Source organism: Geodermatophilus sp. SYSU D00879, assembly GCF_054050375.1.
Genome location: NZ_JBJGZF010000010.1, coordinates 57,449 through 72,822, shown reverse-complemented (window position 1 = coordinate 72,822; position 15,374 = coordinate 57,449). Strand labels below are relative to the sequence as shown.

The following is a 15,374-nucleotide window of genomic DNA, read 5'->3' as shown; positions in this document are numbered from 1 at the left end:
GAGGGCGCCCGGCGCCCCCCCACCCGGGTGGATCAGGACTCGAAGGCGCTGTCGATGTACTGGTCGACGTTGTCCGCGGTCACGACCGGCGCGTTGAGCACGATCTGCCGCGGGATCTCGACCTCGACCAGGTCGGACAGGGCCTTGTCCTGGGCGATCAGCCGGGCGAGGCTGATGCCGTCGGCGGCCTGGGTCGACGGGTAGATGACGGTCGCCTGGAGGACCGAGTTGCCCTCCTGGATCGCCCGCATGGCGTTGGCCGAGCCGGCGCCGCCGACCATGAAGAACTCGTCGCGGCCGGCGTTCTGGATCGCGGCCAGGACACCGACGCCCTGGTCGTCGTCGTGGTTCCAGATCGCGTCGATCTGCGGCGCGGCCTGCAGCAGGTTGGCCGCCGCCTCCTCGCCGCCCTCGACGGTGAAGTCCGCGGCCACGCGGTTGTCGACGTTGAGCCCGCAGTCGGCCAGCGCGTCGGCGAAGCCCTGGCTGCGGTCCTGGGTCAGCGGCAGCGAGTCGATGCCGGCGATCTCCGCGACGACGGCGTCGGGGTTGTCGCCGAGCTGCTCGCAGATGTAGGTGCCGGCCGAGACGCCCATGCCGTAGTTGTCGCCGAGGACCGTGGACCGGGCGGCGAACGGGCTGTCGAACTCGCGGTCGACGTTGATGACCGGGATGCCGGCCTCCATCGCCTGCAGCGCGACCGGGGTCAGCGCGGCGCCGTCGAAGGGCAGCAGCACGATGGCGTCGACGCCGTCGTTGATGAACGTCTCGACCTGGCTGATCTGGGTGCTGACGTCGTTGGTGCCCTCCGCGACCACCAACTCGACGTCCTCGTACTGCTCGGCCTCGGCGCGGGCGGCCTCGGTGATGCCGGCCATCCAGCCGTGGTCGGCGGCCGGCGCCGAGAAGCCGATGGTGACGGTCTCGCCGGCCTCGTCGTTGGCGCTGGCGGCCTGGTTGCCCCCGCCGCCGCCGGACTCCTCCGGGGTGTTGCTCGTGCAGCCGGCCACGAGCACGCCCGCGCTGAGCAGGGCGACCGTGGCGTACGGCAGGCGGCGGAACGGACGCTGCCTCGTTGCGGACATGCTCTCTCCTCGATGTCGCCCCCTCTCCGGAGGCGGGTGGGCTGCCACCGGACGGAGGTCCGGTGGGTGGTGCGGTCCGGCGCGGGTCGCGCCGGGAGTCAGAGGGTCTTGCCGCTCGCGGCCGGGCGGGTGCCGCCCGGTCCGCCGTCGGCGGTCGAGCCGCCGGAGACCGCGCCGGCCGGGCCGCCCGCGGCGGGCAGGCCGCCGGACGGCGGTCCCGCGGTGGGCCGGCGGAAGCTGAACCCGCCGGTGGCCAGCCGCTGCTGCAGCAGGACGGCGAGGACGATGATCACGCCGCGGGCGACGGCCTGGGCCGAGCTCGACAGGTTGTTGAGCGTGAAGACGTTGCCGAGCGTCGTGAAGATGAGGACGCCGAGGACGGTGCCGACGATCGTCCCGCGCCCGCCGATGAGCAGCGTGCCGCCGATGACGACCGCGGCGATGGCGTCGAGCTCGTAGAGCGTGCCGTGGGTCGAGCTGCCCGTCGTCGTCCGCGCCATGATCATCACCGCGGCGATGCCGCAGGTGATGCCGGAGAGCACGTAGAGCTTGACGGTGTGCCGCTGCACCCGGATGCCGGCGAGGCGGGCGGCCTCGGCGTTGCCGCCGACGGCGAAGGTGCGCCGGCCGAACGTGGTCCGGTTGAGCAGCACCCACCCGGCGACCGCGACCAGCGCGAAGATGATCACCAGGGTCGGGACGCCGAGCACGTCACCGGAGAAGAAGGACAGGAAGTCGCTGTCCCGCACGATCTGGGTGCGCCGGTTGGCGATGATCTCGGCCAGGCCGCGCGCGGCGGCGAGCATGGCGAGGGTGGCGATGAAGGCCGCGAGCTTGCCGTAGGCGATGACCACGCCGTTGACCAGCCCGGCCACCGCGCCGACGACCAGCGCGGTGAAGACCATGACGATCCAGTGGAAGTCCTCGGCCATCTGCTGGGTGGCCAGCGTCGTGGCCCACACCGACGCCAGCGCCACCAGCGCGCCGACCGACAGGTCGATGCCGCCGCCGATGATCACGAACGTCATGCCGACGCTCACCACGCCGATGACCGAGGCCAGCCGCAGGATGGTCAGGATGTTGTCGACGTCGGCGAAGCGGTCCCCCGCCGTGATGACGCCGACCACGCACAGGACGACCAGCGCGACGACCAGGCCCAGGTTGCGGCCGACCGGTCCGCTCATGAACCCGCCTCCCGACCGGTTCCGGCCGGCGTCCTTGCCGGAGCCCGCGGTCACCGCGGTGCTGCCCTCACTCATGCCCTGCCCACTCATGCGACGTCCCCTTCGTGCACCGGGACGCCGTGCGTCGACGTCCCCTCCATGACCAGGTCGAGTACGCGGTGCTCGTCGAGGGCCGAGGCGGGCTCCTCCGCCAGCACCCGGCCCTCCGCGACGACGAGGACCCGGTCGGCCAGACCGAGCACCTCCGGGATCTCGCTGGAGACGACGACCACGGCGACGCCGCGGTCGGCGAGGTCGCGCACCAGTGCGTAGATCTCCGAGCGCGCCCCGACGTCGACGCCGCGGGTGGGCTCGTCGAGCAGCAGCACCCGGCAGTCGCGCAGCAGCCAGCGGGCGAGCACGACCTTCTGCTGGTTGCCGCCGGACAGCGTCCGCACCTCGCGGGTGACGTCGGCCGGCCGGACCTCCAGCGCGGTGACCTGCTCGCGGGCGGCCTCGCGCTCGGCGGCGCCGGAGAGGAAGCCGCCGCGGGCGAAGCGGGCCAGGCTGGAGATGCTGATGTTGCGGGCCACGGACTCGCCGAGCAGCAGCGCCTGGCTCTTGCGCTCCTCCGGCGCGAGCCCCACGCCCGCAGCCACCGCGACGCCGACGTCGCCGGGCCGCAGCCGGCGCCCGTCCACGCGGACCGTGCCGCCGCTCGCGTGCCGGGCGCCGTAGAGGGTCTCGAGGATCTCCGACCGGCCCGAGCCGACCAGCCCGGCCAGCCCGACGATCTCGCCCGGCCGGACCGAGAAGGAGACGTGGGAGAAGGAGCCGTGCAGCGACAGGTCCTCGACCTCGAGCACCGGCTCGGCGGTGGGCGCGGGGCGGTGGTGCCGCTCGGGGAAGACGTACTCGATGTCCCGGCCGGTCATCAGCGTGATGACCTCGCGGGTCGGCGTCTCGCGGGCGGGCAGCCCGGTGGCGACGGTCCGGCCGTCCTTGAGGACGGTGATCCGGTCGCCGATCTCGCGGATCTCCTCCAGCCGGTGGGAGATGTAGACGACGGCGACGTCGTGCGCGGTGAGGTCGCGGATGACCGTGAACAGCCGCTCGACCTCCTCGTTGTCGAGGACCGCCGAGGGCTCGTCCATGATGATCAGCCGCGCGTCCTGGGACAGCGCCCGCGCGATGCTCACCATCTGCTGGGAGGCCGCGGGCAGCGACCCGACCTCGGCCGCCGGCCGGATCTCGGGGTGGCCGAGCCGGGTGAGCAGCTCCCCCGCCCGCCGGTTCAGCTCGCGCGGCCGCACGAAGCCCATCTGGGCCTGCTCCCGGCCGAGGAAGACGTTGTCGGCGACGGTGAGCCCGGCGACGAGGTCGAGCTCCTGGTAGATCGTCGCGATGCCCAGTCCGAGCGCGGCCTGCGGCGTGGACAGCCGGACCTGCTCGCCGCGCCAGTAGATGGCGCCCTCGTCGGGCTGGTGGGCGCCGGCGAGGACCTTGATCAGGGTCGACTTGCCGGCGCCGTTCTGGCCGAGGAGGCAGTGCACCTCCCCCGGGCGGACGTCGAGGTCCACGCCCCCGAGCGCGCGCACGCCCGGGAAGGTCTTGACGATGCCGTGCATCTCCAGCAGCGGCGCCTCTGCCGGTGGCATGGCCTCACCTCGGACTTCTGCTCAACGCTGACCATTAGTCTGTGCAGCGGTGACCATATGAACGGAGTCACAAGGGGTCAAGGGACCGTGAGCGGTGTCACCGAACCGAGACCTAGCGCACGTCGAGCGAGACGGAACCGGCCGTGACCGCGACCGCGGGACGCGGTCACCCGGGGTGAACGCCCCCCGGACGGCGAGGACGGCTCAGCGGGCCAGGGCCTGGTGGACCGAGTCCTCGTCGAGGTAGCCCTGGATGGCCATGAGCGCGGCGCCCACCCGGCCGGACAGGTCGGGGGCGTCGCTGACGGTGATCTCCAGTGCGCGGGCGGCCAGCGGCATCGAGCGGCCGTAGACCGCCTCGCGGATCCCGGCCAGCAGCGGCGCGCCGGCCTGCGCGACCCCGCCGGTCATCACGATCCGGTGCGGGTTGAAGAAGTTGACCAGCGCGGCCAGCACCGTGCCGATGGTGCGCCCGGCCCGCCGGACCAGCTCCAGCGCCGGGCCGTCGCCCTGCGCGGCGAGCTCGATGACCTCCCGGGTGCTGGTCACCGGCAGCCCCGCCTCGACGGCGTCGCGCAGCAGCGCACCACCGCCGGCCAGCGCCTCGAGGCAGTTCTCGTTGCCGCACCGGCAGAGCACGGTGCGGCCGTCCGGCGTCGGCACGTGGATGTGCCCGATGTCGCCGGCGCTGCCCTGCGCTCCCCGGTACACCTCGCCGTCGACGATCACCCCGCAGCCGATGCCGGTGCCCACCTTGACCACCAGCACGTCCTCGGCCGAGCCACCGACGCCGATCTCCCCGAGCGCCATGACGTTGACGTCGTTGTCGACCAGGACCGGGCAGCCGTAGCGGGCGAACGCGCCGGGGATGTCGTGGTCGTGCCAGCCCGGCATGATCGGCGGGTGCGACGGCCGGCCCGTCGAGAACTCCACCGGCCCGGGCACGCCCACCCCGACGGCGCACACGTCGGCCGGGGTCAGCCCCGCCTCGGCGAGCACCTTCTGGGCCAGCCGGTCCACCTCGGCGAGCACCACGTCGGGGCCGTCGGCGATGTCGATCGGGTGCCCCACGGTGGCGAGGATCTGCGCGGACAGGTCGGTGACCGCGACGTCGACGCTGGTGACCCCCAGGTCGACGGCGAGCACGCAGCCGGCGCCGCTGTTGAACCGCAGCAGAGTCGGCGGGCGCCCGCCGGTGCTGCCGCCGCGGCCGCCCTCCTGCAGCAGGCCGCTGGCGATCAGCTGGTCGACGCGGGCGCTGACGGTGTTGCGCGCGGCCCCGGTGAGCGCGACCAGCTCGGCCCGGCTCCGCGCGCGGCCGGTGCGCACGTGGTGCAGCAGTGCGCCGGCCGAGGCGGAGGTGGAGGCCATGCCGTCATGGTGACACGCCGGAGGCGCGTCCCCCCTCCTCCGCGATCCCGGCAGTTCGGAGAACCTGCCGGAGGACGGCGGCGACGGCGTCCGGATGGGTCTGGACCGTCATGTGGGCGGCCCCGGGCACCTCGACCACCCGACCCGACGGCGCGGCGGCGGCCACCGCGGCCGCCCAGTCGGCGCGACAGAGCCGGTCGCGCGTGCCGCGGACGACGGTCACCGGGACGCCGACGGCGCGCAGCCGGGCCTCGATGCGGTCGGGCGCGGCCACCCGCCACAGCGCCCGCATCGCCCGCGGGCCGGTGCCCAGCCACTGCGCCAGGATCAGCGGCACCTGCCACCAGGGCTCGCGCAGCGCCGTCCGGAGCCACCACCCGGCCAGCCGCGGCGGCCGGCGCAGCCGCGGGTCGGTCGTCGGGCCGAGCAGGACGACGCCGGCCACCCGCGGGTCGACGGCGGCCGCGGCCACCACCTGGCAGCCCTGCGAGTGCCCGGCCAGCACGACCGGACCGGGGCCGAGCCGGTCCCGCAGCCGGGCGGCCAGCACGTCCAGCGGGGGCACAGGTGCAGACCGGCCCATCCCGGGTAGGAGGACGACGTCGGCGGGCAACCGCCGGCACAGCCGTGACCACGACCGCCCGTCCAGGCCCAGACCCGGGACGACCACCAGCCGGGGGATGACGACGGGCACCGACCTGGTTGTACCGGGCAGGACCGGACACCGCGAGTGCACCGGCGGAGGGCAGCCGTGACGGGTATCACCCCCGTGACCGGCCCACCGGGAGACAGCGGAGCCCCTGACGGGAGAGGATCACAGTCATCATGACGACATCACCTGCGCCCACCGCCAGCTCGTCGACCGGCCGGCCGCGGGTGGTGATCATCGGCTCCGGCTTCGGCGGGCTGTTCGCCGCGAAGGCCCTGCGCAACGCCGACGTCGACGTCACCGTGGTGGCCAAGACCGGCCACCACCTCTTCCAGCCGCTGCTCTACCAGGTGGCCACCGGCATCCTCTCCGAGGGCGAGATCGCCCCGGCCACCCGCGAGGTGCTGCGCCACCAGAAGAACGCCAAGGTGGTCCTCGGCGAGGTCGTGGACATCGACGTGGACGCCCGCACGGTCACCTCGACCATCCTGGGCCGCACCACGATCCACCCCTACGACGAGCTGATCGTGGCCGCGGGTGCGGGGCAGTCGTACTTCGGCAACGACCGGTTCGCCGAGTTCGCCCCCGGCATGAAGAGCATCGACGACGCCCTCGAGCTGCGCGGCCGCATCTTCGGCGCGTTCGAGCTGGCCGAGCTCGCCACCGACCCCGCCGAGGTCGACCGGCTGATGACCTTCGTGGTCGTCGGCGCCGGCCCGACCGGTGTGGAGATGGCCGGGCAGATCGCCGAGCTCGCGCACCGCACGCTGCGCCGCGACTTCCGCAACATCGACCCGCAGCGGGCCCGCATCATCCTGCTCGACGGTGCGCCGCAGGTGCTGCCGCCGTTCGGGCCCAAGCTGGGCGAGAAGGCCCGCCGGCACCTCAACGAGATCGGCGTCGAGGTGCAGCTCGGCGCGCTGGTCACCGACATGGACGCCGACGGCCTGACCGTCAAGGACGCCGACGGCCAGCAGCGCCGGATCTCCGCGGCCACCAAGGTGTGGGCGGCCGGTGTGCAGGCCTCGCCGCTGGGCCGGCTGCTCGGGGACAGGACGGGTGCCGAGGTCGACCGCGCCGGGCGCATCGCCGTCCAGTCGGACCTGACGCTGCCCGGCCACCCCGAGATCCACGTCGTCGGCGACATGGCCAACCACCCCGACCGGCTGCCCGGCGTCGCGCAGGTGGCCATCCAGGGCGGGCGGTACTCCGCCGACCAGATCAAGCGCAAGCTCGCCGGCCGGGCGCCGCGCGGGGCGTTCCGGTACCGGGACAAGGGCAACATGGCGACGATCTCGCGGTTCTCCGCGGTCGCCGACATCAAGAAGATGAAGTTCGAGGGCTTCATCGCCTGGGTGATCTGGCTGGTGGTGCACCTCTTCTACATCATCGGCTTCAAGAGCCGGGTCACCACGGTGCTGCACTGGATGGTCAGCTTCCTCGGCCGCGGCCGCTCGCAGCGGGTCGCCACCCAGCAGCAGGTCTACGGCCGGCTGGCGCTGGAGAAGCTCGGCCCGGGCTTCGAGGCGTCGAAGACCGGCGGGCCGAAGGACCACCCGGACACCCCGGACGAGGTCAACGGCGAGCAGCAGCACGACTTCGTCGGCCGCCGCACCGCCTAGCCGCACCGGACGTCCGACGGCCCGGACCCCTCGCGAGGGGTCCGGGCCGTCGCGCGTCCGGGCCACGCCCGGCCCGGTGTTCAGCGCAGCCAGGTGTCCAGCGCCGCGGCGACCAGGTCCGGGGTCACCAGGTGGCCGCCGTCGAACTCGTCGTAGGTGACGTCGTAGCCGGCCGCGGCGAGGTCCCGGGACACCCGGCGGCCGCAGCGCGCCACCGGCAGCACGCGGTCGCGGGTGCCGTGTGCGATCCAGATCCGCGGCCGTCCGGTGCGGCCGGGCGGGGCGACGAAGCCCGGCGAGAAGGCCAGCAGCGCCTCGAACAGGTCGCCGTTGGCCAGCCCGAGCGAGAGCGCGTACGAGCCGCCGTCGGAGAAGCCGCCGAGCGCGACCCGGGAGACCGCGAGGCCGGCGGAGACCCGCTCCAGCGCGGCGTCGAGGACCGCCACGTCCCGGCCGAGCCCGCCGGCCAGCAGGTCCCAGGTCGAGGCGACCGAGGAGGTCGCGAGGACGGCGACCCCGCGGGCGGCGGCGACCCCGCCCACCGCGGCCAGCGAGTGGTCCGCCGTCCCGCCCGCCCCGTGGCAGAACACGAGCAGCGGCCGCGGGCCGGGCGGGCCGCCGGGGACGGCGACCAGCGCCTGCGGGCCGCCCAGCTCCAGCGCCGTCGTGCCGGGCGGCAGCGGCGGGCCGGTCGGCTGCGGACCCGGCCGGGTGTCGAGGCGACCGGTGGCGGCGGGGGCGGCCACGGTCAGACGGCGTGCGCCATCGGCGGCACGTGCTCGTCCGGCCGCTCGAGGTGCAGCGGCTGCAGCGGCGTCGTCTCCTCCAGGTAGAGCAGGGCGTCGTAGCGGTCGCCGGTCACGGTGGGCACGTAGTTGCCCCAGCGCTCCCGCTCGGGCCGGTAGACGACGCCGATCGCCCGGTGCCCCAGCCGCCGGTCCAGCCAGTCCGGGCGCTCCCCGGGCGGGACGACGACGAGCGCGTCGTGCCCGACCGCGCGGTGCAGCAGGTCCTCGAGGCTCCCCTCGCGCGCGGGCGGCACGGTCATCCGCTCCATCTGCGCGCCCCACTCCCGGCCCGCGATCACGCCGCCGCGGTGGCCGGCGAACCCCACCAGGACGACGTCGCCGGCGCCGTGCCGCTCGCGCAGCAGCTGGCCGAGGTTGGTCATGCCGGCGTCGGCCATGTCGGTGGCCCGGGCGTCGCCGACGTGTGTGTTGTGCTCCCAGACCACGGCCTTCGCGCCGGTGTGGTCGACCAGCCGGTCGAGGGTGTCGGCCATGTGCACGTCCCGGACGTTCCACGACTCCGCCGAGCCGCCGACCATCGCGCGGTAGTAGCGCTCGGCGCCGACGACCACCGCGGCGTTCTGCTCGGCGGCGAACCGGTCGTCGGCGTCGTCCCCCGCGCCGTCCGCGCCGCGCTGCTCGCACAGCCGGCTCAGCAGCGCGACGACGGTCTCCTCGCACGCCGCCGGGGCGAACCGCTGGGCGAAGGCGTACTCGACGCCGTCCTCGCCGAAGGGCTCGAAGCAGCGCAGGGCCCGCCTCGCCGCGTCGACGTGCCCGGGCTCGTGCTCCTGCACCCACGCCAGCAGCTCGTGCATCGAGTCCCAGAGGCTGTAGACGTCGAGGCCGGCGAAGCGCACCCGCTCGGCCCCGGGACGGCCGGCGTTCCACTCCCGCAGCCGGCGGCAGAAGTCGACGACGTCGTCGTTGGCCCACATCCAGGTCGGCCAGCGGCCGATCGCGTCCAGCGCCGTCCGCGGGTCCTCGGCGCCCCCGGGCCGCAGCCGCACGCTGCGGTCGACGCGGTCGCAGTCGGGCCAGTCGCCCTCGACGGCGACCAGCCCGAACCCGTGCTCCTCGACCAGCCGGCAGGTCAGCGCGGCGCGCCAGGCGTAGTACTCGTGCGTGCCGTGACTGGCCTCGCCGACCGCCACCACGCGCGCGTCCCCGATCCGCTCGAGCAGCGGGTCCAGGTCGGCGTCGTCGCGCAGCGGGCGGGCCAGCTCCCCGAAGCGGTCCATTCAGGTCCTCCCGGCCGCCCCCTCGCGGACGACCCACTCCGCGACCGCCCGGCGGTCGCCCGTGCGCAGCCAGGTGCTCCGCTGCCGCGCCGCCGACGTACCCCGGCCGAGCAGGTCCTGCACCCGGGCGGTGACCTCGTCCCACTCCCCCGCGCCGGTCAGGTCCTCCTCCAGCTCGGCCAGCAGCCCGGTCACCGCCGTGCGGGCATCGACCAGCTCCTCGCGCAGCGGGTCGAACAGCGGGCCGGTGAGCCCGGAGCGGGCCGCCCGCCACCGCGCCGCGCGCAGCACCTCCGGGCGCAGCTCCGGCACCGGCTCGCCCCGCTGCGCCCGTCCGGCGAGCACCCGCACCAGGGAGCGGACCAGCGCGGCGTGCAGGACGGTGTCGTCGAGGGTGGTGCAGACGTCGGCCAGCCGGAACTCGATCGTGGGCAGCCGGGCCGAGGGGCGGACGTCCCAGTACAGGTGCGACCCGTCGGCCACCACGCCGGAGGCGACCAGCGCGGTGAGCACCCGGCGGTAGCCGTCGGCGTCGCCGAGCGGCTCGGGCGCGCCGGCGTGCGGGAAGCGGGTCCACCACAGCGTCCGCCAGGACTCGTAGCCGGTGTCCACGCCGTCGTGGAACGGCGAGCTGCCGGTCATCGCGAGCAGCACCGGCAGGTAGGGGCGGGTGCGGTCGAGCACGGCGACGGCGGTGTCGAGGTCGGGGACGCCGACGTGCACGTGGCAGCCGCAGATGTCCTGCTGGCGCGCGAGCCCGGCCCAGCGGTCGACCATTGCCTCGTACCGCTCGCCGGGGGTGACCGGCATGGTGTGCCAGGAGTCCCACGGGTGGGTGGAGGCGGGCAGGAGCAGCAGGCCGTCCCGCTCGGCCGCGGCGGCCGCCTCGGTGCGGGCCGCCACCAGCTCCGCGCGCACCTGCTCGAGCGTGGTGCACACGCCGGTGGCGATCTCCAGCTGCGTGGTGGCGATCTCCGGGTGCACCCGCTCCCCCGCCTGACCGGCCAGCGCCGCCGCGGACGCCCGCGGGCCGGGCGTCAGCTCCAGGGTGTCCGGGGAGACGAGGTGGAACTCCTCCTCGACGCCGAGGGTGCGCCCGACCGCACCGCCCTCGGTCTGCAGGCCGTCGGTGCGCACGCCCCTCCTCGGTGCCGGTCCGGACGCCGGGCAGGCCGACGCTACGGCCGCCGGGGCCCCGCCGCACCTGCGGACCAGCACGCTCGTGCTCTGCACACCCACGTGTGCAGAGCACGAAGGGAGCCGCCGCAGGTGCCGCCGTGGACGCTCGTGCTCTGCCCACAGGTGTGGGCAGAGCACGAGCACGCCCGGGACGCCTCCCGCCGTTCACCGAAGGCGGAACGGAGGGGGTGGCAGCGCGGTCCGGCGAGGCGTCCACTGGTCGGTGCAACGCTGTAATCACGACCGGAGGTGGACCGTGGCCCGACCCGACACCGACGCGGCCCTGGACGCCTACTCCCAGGTGGTCACCGCGGTCGCCGCGGACCTCACCCCGCACGTCGCCGCGCTGCAGGTGACCGCGCCCGACGGCCGCGGGGGCGGCGCCGGCTCCGCGGTCGTCGTCCCCGGCGACGGGCTGATGCTCACCAACGCGCACGTCGTCGGCCGGGCGCGCAGCGGGCGCGCGGTGTTCGGCGACGGCACCGAGACGCCGGTCGAGGTGGTGGGCACCGACCCGCTGTCCGACCTCGCCGTCGTCCGGGCGACCGCCGGCGCGCCGGAGCCCGCGGAACTCGGCGACGCCGCGCAGCTGCGGGTGGGCCAGCTCGTCGTCGCCGTCGGCAACCCGCTCGGGCTGGCCGGGTCGGTGACCGCGGGCGTGGTCAGCGGCCTGGGCCGTTCGCTGCCCACCCGCGACGGGCGCACCGCCCGGGTGGTCGAGGACGTCATCCAGACCGACGCCGCCCTCAACCCCGGCAACTCCGGCGGCGCGCTCGCCGACTCGGCCAGCCGGGTGGTCGGCATCAACACCGCCGTCGCCGGGTGGGGCCTGGGACTCGCCGTGCCGGTCAACGCCACCACCCGCCGCATCGTCGACGCGCTGGTCCGCGACGGGCGGGTGCGCCGCGCCTACCTGGGCCTGGTCAGCAGCCCCGCGCCGCTGCCGGCCCCGCTGGCCGAGCGCACCGGCCGGCGCCGCGGCCTGCGGGTGGTCGACGTCGTCCCGGGGTCGCCGGCCGACCGGGCCGGGCTGCGCGCCGGCGACCTGGTGCTGGAGGCCGGGCGGGCGCCGGTGGCCGAGGCGCAGAGCCTGCAGCGGCTGCTGTTCGCCGAGGCGATCGGCCGGCCGCTGCCGGTCACCGTGTACCGGCTCGGGGCGATGGTCGACGTCATCGCGGTGCCCACCGAGCTCACCGGCTGACCCTCCCCCCGACGCCCCTCCCCCGAGGGGGACGGCCGCCGTCGCGCTCAGGACCGGCGCGATGGGTGACGATGTCGTCCGCGACCGAGGGAGGACCCGTGCACGGTGACCGCAGGGGCGGGCTGGGCCTGCTCGCGCTGCTCTACGGCTGCGCCGCCGTCCTGTGTGCCGCCGGTGCGCTGTGGCCGATGCACCCCCGCACGCCGGTCGTCCTGCTGACGGCGCTCGCGGCCGTGGGCGGGCTCGGCTCCGCGGCGCTGTGGCACGGGCGCGAGCGCGCGCCGATGGGCGCCGTGCACGCCGCCCTCGCGCTGCTGTCCCTGCTCACCGCGCTGCTCGCCTGGCGCTCGGTCACCGCGGTCGGCGTCGTCGGCCTCGGCCCGGTGGTGGTCGCGCTCGGGGTGCTCGCCGGCCACGTCCTCCCGCCGGCGCAGGCACGGCTGCACGTCGCGGGCGGGGTCGCCGTCGTCACCGCCGGCGCGCTCGCCGCGACGCCGGACGGGTTCCTCTCCGCCTGGCTGGCCGCCGTCACCACGGTCGCGGTGCTCACCGAGGCGCAGATCCGGCAGGCCGGGGCGCTGCGCCGCGCGGCCGGCACCGACGCGCTGACCGGCGTGCCCAACCGCCGCGCCTGGGAGGCCGAGTCCGCCCGGCTGCTCGCCCACGCGCAGCGCACCGGGGAGCCGCTGACCGTCGTCGTCCTCGACCTCGACGGGTTCAAGGCCGTCAACGACACCGAGGGCCACTCCGCCGGCGACGCGCTGCTGCGCTCCCTCGCCTCGGCCTGGAGCCGGGAGCTGCGCCGCTCCGACCTGCTCGGCCGCCTCGGCGGGGACGAGTTCGTGCTCTGCCTGCCCGGCACCGGCCCCGACCGCGCCGCCGAGCTGCTGGACCGGCTGCGCGCCGTCTCCGTCGGGGCGTGGTCGGCCGGGGCGGCCGGCGCCCGGCCCGGCGAGGACCTCGCCGCGACGCTGGCCCGCGCCGACGCCGCGCTGTACCGGGAGAAGCGCGCCCGCCACTCGGCCGCCGGCTGACCTCCCGCGTCGGCCCGGCGCCCCTCGGTGCCGACGCGCCACGGACCCCGCGGCCGCGCCCCGGCGGCAGGCGCCCCGACGCCGCCGCCGGTGCCACCCTGGGCCGGCCCGGCGACCGGCCGCGCGCGCCGTGCCGGGCACGAGGGGGCGGTCATGGCCTCGGTGGTGGTCTGCGGCGGCGGCGTGGTGGGGCTGTGCGCCGCGATGATGCTCGCGGCCGACGGGCACGACGTCACCGTGCTCGAGGGCGATCCCGACGGCGCCCCGGCCACGCCCGCCGAGGCGTGGGAGTCCTGGCGGCGCGCCGGGGTCGCGCAGTTCCGGCAGCCGCACAACCTCTTCGCCCGCTTCCGCGCGGTCGCCGACGACGAGCTCCCCGGCCTCACCGACCGGCTGGTCGCCGACGGGTGCGTGTGGATCGACTACACCACGATGCTGCCGCGGTCGATCCCCGACCGCGCGCCCCGGGTCGCCGACGAGCGGCTGCGCTTCGTCACCGGGCGCCGTCCGGTGGTGGAGTCCACCGTGGCGGCCGCCGCCGAGGACACCCCGCGGGTCACGGTGCGCCGCGGCGTGCAGGTGGCCGGCCTCCTGCCGGGGCCGCCCGCGGCCGACGGCGTCCCGCACGTGGCGGGGGTGCGGACGGCGGCGGGCGAGCAGCTGCGGGCGGACCTCGTGGTCGACGCCACCGGCCGGCGCACCCGCTCGGCACGGTGGCTGGCCGACCTCGGCGCCCGGCCGCCGGAGGAGCGAGCCCAGGCCTCCGGGTTCGTCTACTACACGCGGTACTTCACCGGCCCCGACCGGCCGGTGCGCCGTGCTCCCGGACTCATGCCGCTGGGCAGCGTCTCGGTGCTCACCGTGGAGAGCGACAACGACACCTGGTCGGTGACCGTGTTCGGGCAGACCGGTGACCGGCCGCTGCGGGAGCTGCGCGACCCCGCCGTGTTCGACCGGGTGGTGGCGGCGTGCCCGCTGCAGGCGCACTGGCTGGACGGGCGGCCGCTGGGCGGGGTCGCCGCGATGGCCGGGGGCCTGGACCGCAGCCGCCGCTTCACCGTCGACGGCCGGCCGGTGGTGACCGGCTTCGCCGCCGTCGGGGACGCGTGGGCGTGCACCAACCCGTCGGCCGGCCGCGGCCTGTCGATCGGCATCGCGCACGCCGCGCTGCTGCGCGCCGCGGTCGCCCGCGACCTGGACCGGCCCGTCGCCCTCGCCGCGGCCTTCGACGCGGCGACGCAGCAGCGGGTCGGGCCGCTGGTCACCGACCAGCTGGCCGAGGACCGCTCCCGGCTGGCCCAGATGGACGCCGCCCGGCGCGGGGTGGCCGAGCCGCCGCTGTACCCGGAGCTCGCGGCCTTCCTCGGGGTCGCGATGCTGGACGCCGACGTGTTCCGGGCGATGCTCGAGTACCGGCTGTGCATGGCGCCGCTGGCCGACCTGCTGGCCGTGCCGCTGGTCCGCGAGCGGGTGGCCGGGGCGGTGCCCGGTCCGCCGCGCCCGTTCCCCGGGCCCGACCGCGCCCGGCTGCTGGAGCTGCTGGCCGCCTAGGGACGGCGCCAGTCGTCGCCGGTCAGGTGCGAGCCCGCCATCGGGCCCATCTGCAGCATGCCGCCGTCGACGGCGTAGGAGGAGCCGGTCACGTAGGACGCCTGCGGGGAGGCGAGGAAGGCGACGACGGCGGCCACCTCGTGCGCGTTCCCCGGCCGGCCGGCCGGGACGCCGGGGCGCTCGTGGCCGGGCGCGGTCGGGTCCTCGTCCTCCTGGCCGGTCATCGGGGTGGCGATCTCCCCCGGCGCGACGGCGTTGACGGTGATGCCGTGCTCGGCCAGCTCGATCGCCGCGACCCGGGTGAGCAGGCCGAGCCCGCCCTTGGCCGCGCAGTAGGCGGCCGCGCCGACCCGCGGCTGGTGCTCGTGCACGCTCGTGACGTTCACGATCCGCCCGCCCCGCCCGGCGGCGACCATGCGGCGGGCCGCGCGCTGCAGGCAGAGGAACGCCGCGTCGAGGTCGGTGGCCAGCACCTCGCGCCAGGTCTCGTAGTCGGTGTCCAGGATCAGCGTGGAGTGGCCGGTGCCGGCGTCGTTGACCAGGACGTCGATGCCGCCGAGGGCCTCGGCGAGGTCGTCGACGACGCCGGCGGCCTGCGGCAGCTGCGTGAGGTCGACGTGGCGCACCTCGGCCCGCCGCCCGCGGGCCCGCACCTCGTCGGCGGTCGCCTGGGCGTGCGCCTCGTCCCGGTACCAGGTGATGCCGACGTCGCACCCCTGCTCGGCCAGCGCGACCGCGACCGCCCGCCCGATGCCCGACTCCGACCCGGTGACGACCGCGACGCGGCCCGCTGACTCCGTCATGCCCCCATGCTGGGGGCGGGATCGGGGGC

General features: G+C 75.9%; 13 protein-coding genes. 4 read left to right on the top strand and 9 right to left on the bottom strand.

Annotation, left to right across the window (positions count from 1 at the left end; translation table 11 throughout):
* Positions 1-32: 32 nt before the first annotated feature.
* The 5 genes from ACI79B_RS14280 to ACI79B_RS14260 all read right to left on the bottom strand — a co-directional run bounded on the left by ACI79B_RS14280 (position 33) and on the right by ACI79B_RS14260 (position 5,971).
* Positions 33-1,085: a substrate-binding domain-containing protein gene (locus tag ACI79B_RS14280; protein WP_456928919.1), complete on the bottom strand. Its 1,053-nt coding sequence runs from the start codon at positions 1,083-1,085 to the stop codon at positions 33-35.
* A gap of 98 nt (positions 1,086-1,183) precedes the next feature.
* On the bottom strand, positions 1,184-2,344 hold the full coding sequence (locus tag ACI79B_RS14275; RefSeq protein WP_456928920.1) for an ABC transporter permease: 1,161 nt from the start codon (positions 2,342-2,344) through the stop codon (positions 1,184-1,186).
* Positions 2,345-2,355: 11 nt separating this feature from the next.
* A complete protein-coding gene (locus ACI79B_RS14270) occupies positions 2,356-3,906 on the bottom strand; it encodes a sugar ABC transporter ATP-binding protein (RefSeq protein ID WP_456928921.1) in 1,551 nt (516 codons plus the stop codon).
* A 204-nt stretch (positions 3,907-4,110) separates the two neighbouring features.
* Positions 4,111-5,277, bottom strand: a complete 1,167-nt coding sequence (locus tag ACI79B_RS14265; RefSeq protein ID WP_456928922.1) for an ROK family protein — start codon at positions 5,275-5,277, stop codon at positions 4,111-4,113.
* A gap of 4 nt (positions 5,278-5,281) precedes the next feature.
* The gene (locus tag ACI79B_RS14260; RefSeq protein ID WP_456928923.1) at positions 5,282-5,971 is read right to left on the bottom strand and encodes an alpha/beta fold hydrolase; all 690 of its coding nucleotides are present in this window, start codon (positions 5,969-5,971) and stop codon (positions 5,282-5,284) included.
* Between the two features lie 131 nt (positions 5,972-6,102).
* On the opposite strand from ACI79B_RS14260, the gene ACI79B_RS14255 reads away from it, so the two are divergent.
* The gene (locus tag ACI79B_RS14255; RefSeq protein ID WP_456928924.1) at positions 6,103-7,548 is read left to right on the top strand and encodes an NAD(P)/FAD-dependent oxidoreductase; all 1,446 of its coding nucleotides are present in this window, start codon (positions 6,103-6,105) and stop codon (positions 7,546-7,548) included.
* An 80-nt stretch (positions 7,549-7,628) separates the two neighbouring features.
* Here the strand turns inward: ACI79B_RS14255 and ACI79B_RS14250 are convergent, their stop codons facing one another.
* Genes ACI79B_RS14250 through ACI79B_RS14240 form a run of 3 tightly spaced genes read right to left on the bottom strand, consistent with a single transcriptional unit; the run spans position 7,629 to position 10,714 of the window.
* Positions 7,629-8,294: an alpha/beta hydrolase gene (locus ACI79B_RS14250; protein ID WP_456928925.1), complete on the bottom strand. Its 666-nt coding sequence runs from the start codon at positions 8,292-8,294 to the stop codon at positions 7,629-7,631.
* A gap of 2 nt (positions 8,295-8,296) precedes the next feature.
* Positions 8,297-9,577, bottom strand: a complete 1,281-nt coding sequence (locus tag ACI79B_RS14245) for an erythromycin esterase family protein (protein ID WP_456928926.1) — start codon at positions 9,575-9,577, stop codon at positions 8,297-8,299.
* Complete coding sequence (locus tag ACI79B_RS14240; protein WP_456928927.1) at positions 9,578-10,714, bottom strand: carboxylate-amine ligase; 1,137 nt, start codon at positions 10,712-10,714, stop codon at positions 9,578-9,580.
* A 298-nt stretch (positions 10,715-11,012) separates the two neighbouring features.
* Here ACI79B_RS14240 and ACI79B_RS14235 point away from each other — a divergent pair, with 298 nt between their 5' ends.
* From ACI79B_RS14235 to ACI79B_RS14225, 3 genes are all read left to right on the top strand, one after another.
* A complete protein-coding gene (locus ACI79B_RS14235; protein ID WP_456928928.1) occupies positions 11,013-11,957 on the top strand; it encodes a S1C family serine protease in 945 nt (314 codons plus the stop codon).
* Positions 11,958-12,055: 98 nt separating this feature from the next.
* Positions 12,056-12,991, top strand: coding sequence for a GGDEF domain-containing protein (locus ACI79B_RS14230; protein WP_456928929.1), 936 nt, complete (start codon positions 12,056-12,058; stop codon positions 12,989-12,991).
* Positions 12,992-13,144: 153 nt separating this feature from the next.
* Positions 13,145-14,542, top strand: a complete 1,398-nt coding sequence (locus ACI79B_RS14225; protein WP_456928930.1) for an NAD(P)/FAD-dependent oxidoreductase — start codon at positions 13,145-13,147, stop codon at positions 14,540-14,542.
* Here ACI79B_RS14225 and ACI79B_RS14220 read toward each other — a convergent pair.
* Positions 14,539-15,345 carry an SDR family oxidoreductase gene (locus ACI79B_RS14220; RefSeq protein ID WP_456928931.1) on the bottom strand — a complete coding sequence of 269 codons (807 nt, stop codon included), beginning with the start codon at positions 15,343-15,345 and terminating at the stop codon, positions 14,539-14,541. The two genes, ACI79B_RS14225 and ACI79B_RS14220, sit on opposite strands and share 4 nt — an antisense overlap.
* Positions 15,346-15,374: the final 29 nt, after the last annotated feature.